Genomic DNA, 4,107 nt, shown 5'->3' on the forward strand with positions numbered 1-4,107 from the left:
CTTGAACGATTTATTTGCGTGTTTGGGATTAGCCCAGACCCGCAAGTTATTGACAAACTTTTCAAAGAACTCATTTTATTTACTGCCAGAGCCGCTTAGGCTTGGATATTTTTTAACGAACTATTGCTTATTTATATGCGTAATATATTATATTTGCATTGCAAATGAGGAGGGGCTTATACCACCATGACTTGTAAGACAAGGTCTTGATTCCTCTTTTTGTTGTAGTCTTTGATCTTTTCCTAAGAAACTATTTAAATAAATTTGAATGGTTCTGAGGTTATTTAAGGTGTTTATGTATGAACAGTGGTCTATTTAACCACATTATTTACCATTTATAAAACTTAACTACGACTTTGATTTCAAGGATATATTACATAATCGAATGTCAGAAGTTGTTTTGAATGAATTGAAGTTACTTCTAATGTTTGAACCACTTTTTCATTGTAAACAACATTATTTTGATAATAGTTTGTCGTTTAATCTATACTTATTAAGGAATAATTAACATTATAGTTTACCATGGCTAATTGTAAGAGCAGGATGATTTTTTTTGCTTTGATTTGTGAAATCTATGCGAGGGGAACTTCTGCCTACATAGCCATAAAAACATGAAACAATGAGATACAAAAATCTTATTTATGCAATCCCATTGGCCTTTGCCATGACATTCAGTTCGTGTGTGAAGGTCGACAAAGAGTTTGACCTGGATCATATTGATGGTACAGTGGGGGTAGGAGGAAAGCATGCAGCTTTTCCACTTGGTTCATCTGAGAAATATTATCTGAAAGATATTTTTGAAGATGAGAATTCCAATTCTAATAATCTCGAGTCCAGAGATGGTAATTACTATTTCGTTAGTAAAAACAGTTTGAAAGAGACAGAGGTAGATATCGATTTAAATCTTTCGTCTAAGGATATCGAGTCTACAGCGAAGTCGTCTATTTCCTTGCCGTCTGGAACTCCAACAGGAAGAGAGCTTACTTTAGAAGGTCTTCCCGGTGTGTCGATGGATCTTCATTCGACAATGAAATTGGATACTAAAGATGACAGGCTGGTCGAATTGGCACAAGTCAGCCTTGAGAACAAAACTTTGAGTCTTCAATTCGGTATGGTCGACGGTCAATTTGAAAGTTTGACTTTTAAGAATGTTGAATTCAAATTCCCTAAGTATATCCGATTTGATTCATCAAGATTGCCTGAAGGATTTACGTTGAAGCAGACAGATGACGGAGCAACATTGTCGGCAAAACAGCTTATATGTCACAGGAATAAACCTATTATTTTTGGTTTTAGTGAGCTTCGTTTTGCCGACAAATGGGATGATGGTAAGAATCATCCGGCAGAGGATGCCAGCGGCATTAAGATCGAATCATTGTCCAAGGGTATTGATTTTAACTGCGTTATTAAGTCTGAAAAACTCGATATTACAAAAGGTAGCTTTAATAGTACATCGCCTTCACTTCAATGCGATGCTCATATCGATGGAAAATTTGATGTAAAGAGTGTTTCAGCAAAAGTTAAATTTGAGTCAACTCAGAGAAGTGAATATCTTTTTGACAATTTCCCTTCTGCATTAGATAAGGAGAGGACGATGATCAATCCGACTAACCTTGCCATTTTGTTGGAGTGTAACAATACTATTGCGGGGTTGAGTTTTGATATTGATGCGACTTTAAGTACCGTAGACAATAAGAACAGTATCAATGTTAGTGGTATTCATTTTGATACAGGCCATAATAAAGTAGTTATATCCAAAGCGAAATATGTAGGAGAGTGTACTCAAAACAAGCTTGTTGAGAATATCGAATCTCTTATTCAACCTATTCCGGATAAATTAAACGCAGAATTTATTCTTAGAATCAAACCGGATAAGTTCGTCACTATCAAGCCTAATATGCATATTGAAGGGGTAACAACGGACTATGAAATTCCATTCCAATTTGAAGAGGGTACACAGATTGGTTATAGAGATACTTTGGATATTGGTGAAATCAATGAAGATAAAGTTGAAATAAAGCGGGCTAAACTTCATTTTGTGTTGGAGTCTGTTGTGCCATTTTCAATTGAGTTTCTACAAGATTATATGAAGCTTTTAAATTCTGATAATCAGGAACTTAAGAATGTTAAGATTACTTTGGAAAAAGGTTTTGTACAAGGAAGTAAAGATGGTAAGACTCCGGTGTCAAGCGAAGTTGTTATTGTGCTTGATGACCCAATCGGAGATCAGATTGCTAAGTTGAACAGCCTTACTTTCGAATCCAAGGCGATGACGACCGGAATGGGTATCTTCCTTCGCGAAGATCAATGGTTGAGAGGCAAAAAATTGTATTTGGAATTGCCCGGAGGAGTAATAATAAAGGATGATAGTGATAAAGAAGACAATAAAAACGACTAATAGACTATAGAGATGTTCAATCATATTAAACTTGCTTTCGCAGGATCTTTGATTTTGTTGGCTTCATTATTGCCAATCAAAGCTCAACAGAGTTTTCAATTTTATTCGTTAGATGGTGTCAGTCAGAGACAGCAACTTAATCCGTCTTTTATCCCCAAACACAATTATATCAGTATTCCGGCGCTTGGAAATATATCTTTGTTTGGAGCTATGAATGTGGGTGCTTCGGACTTCTTATTTAAGAGAGATGGTAATTTGGTGACGTTCTTACATCCGGATGTCAATGCCAAATCCTTCTTAGACAATTTACCCAACAAGATATCAATAGGAAGCGATTTTAGTCTTCAGCTTCTTGGAGCAGGATTTAAGTTGTATGGAGGTTATGCGAGTATCAATTTCTCTTTTGAGGAATATAGTGATATTACGATTCCTAAAGAGTTGTTCAGATTTGCCAAGTTGGGTATGGATGACGAGAATATATCCAAGTATAATATCAATGATTTGCATGCAACAGAAGTTAATTTCTTTAATTTTCAGTTGGGATATGCACGACCGATCAATGATAAGTGGACTGTTGGAGCTCATGTCAATTTCTTGTTAGGTACCAATCTTACCAAGATATTGATTGATAAAATGCAGATATCTATGTCTCGAGATCGTTATCAAATTCATAGCAGCAATAGTTATATCGCTTATGGCAAGGGGATTACTTTTGGCAATAAGGTAGATGATAATGGTCAGATGACTGATGAGATAGATTTTAGTGACAACGAAATAAAGTTCTCGGATATCATGAAAATTAAGGGCTTTGGTATGTCAATGGATTTGGGTGCGACTTATAAGTTGAGAGAGGATCTTGAAGTTTCTGCGACATTGAAGAACCTTGGGTGGCTTAATTTTGGCAATATGTCTCGTGGTAAATTTGTAGAAGATTATCAGTTTGATGGTTTTAAGTTTGACCCATCAAATTCATCCTCATTGTCCGATCAGGCTAAAGATATGGAAGATGATCTAAAGGAGTTTACAAAGGTGAAGAAGGATGATAAGACCTATTCCGAGTCCTATGCTTTGCCGGTTATCTTTGCCCTTGGAGCTAAATATAAGATGCCTTTCTATGATAAATTGTCTGCGACCGGACTTTTCCATAGCTGTTTCAATAAGCCTGCTTTGGGTACCGGTCTTATGATTGGTGCAAATATTGAGCCGACACATTGGTTTGGTTCATCTTTGAATGTTGATTTTAGCACAGTCGGCGTTACTCCGGGGCTTGCTATAAGTTTGCATCCCAAAGGATTTAACTTCTTTTTAGGGGCTCAACTGAGTATGCTTAAACTTGCCAAGGATTCTTTTGTGCCCCTGGACAAATCCAACCTTACACTAAACTTTGGTATGGATGTGACTTTCTAAAAACATTATTCTATCAAGATTATAATACGTGAAGAGGAGGTAAAAGACCTTCCATAGGATCAACTTTTCTTCTTAAATTTTTTATATCAAAGGGATGAGTCAAGATGATACATTTTGATTTGTCCCTTTGTTTTTGATGTGTGTACACCCAATCGATATTACTTGTGCCCATTATGTGATACTGTCCCGAAAAAGTGTGTAAGACTCAAGACTGTTATCTTTGAAAAAAACAAAATAAAACGATAAACCGTATGAATCTTACACGAGTACAAATTAAAGAAATTATTTCGAATTGTCTGTCA

Annotated in this window: 2 protein-coding genes and 1 pseudogene; all 3 read left to right on the forward strand. The window is 36.0% G+C overall.

Annotation, left to right across the window (positions count from 1 at the left end):
• Positions 1-99 (forward strand): annotated as a pseudogene (locus ACFO3G_RS03805) (transposase); the annotation flags it as partial.
• Positions 100-619: 520 nt separating this feature from the next.
• Positions 620-2,398, forward strand: coding sequence for a hypothetical protein (locus ACFO3G_RS03810; protein WP_380078138.1), 1,779 nt, complete (start codon positions 620-622; stop codon positions 2,396-2,398).
• Positions 2,399-2,410: 12 nt separating this feature from the next.
• Positions 2,411-3,805 carry a DUF5723 family protein gene (locus ACFO3G_RS03815; protein WP_380078140.1) on the forward strand — a complete coding sequence of 465 codons (1,395 nt, stop codon included), beginning with the start codon at positions 2,411-2,413 and terminating at the stop codon, positions 3,803-3,805.
• The last annotated feature ends 302 nt before the right edge of the window (positions 3,806-4,107 follow it).

Origin of the sequence: Falsiporphyromonas endometrii (assembly GCF_042654485.1) — a bacterium.
Lineage (GTDB): Bacteria > Bacteroidota > Bacteroidia > Bacteroidales > Porphyromonadaceae > Porphyromonas > Porphyromonas endometrii.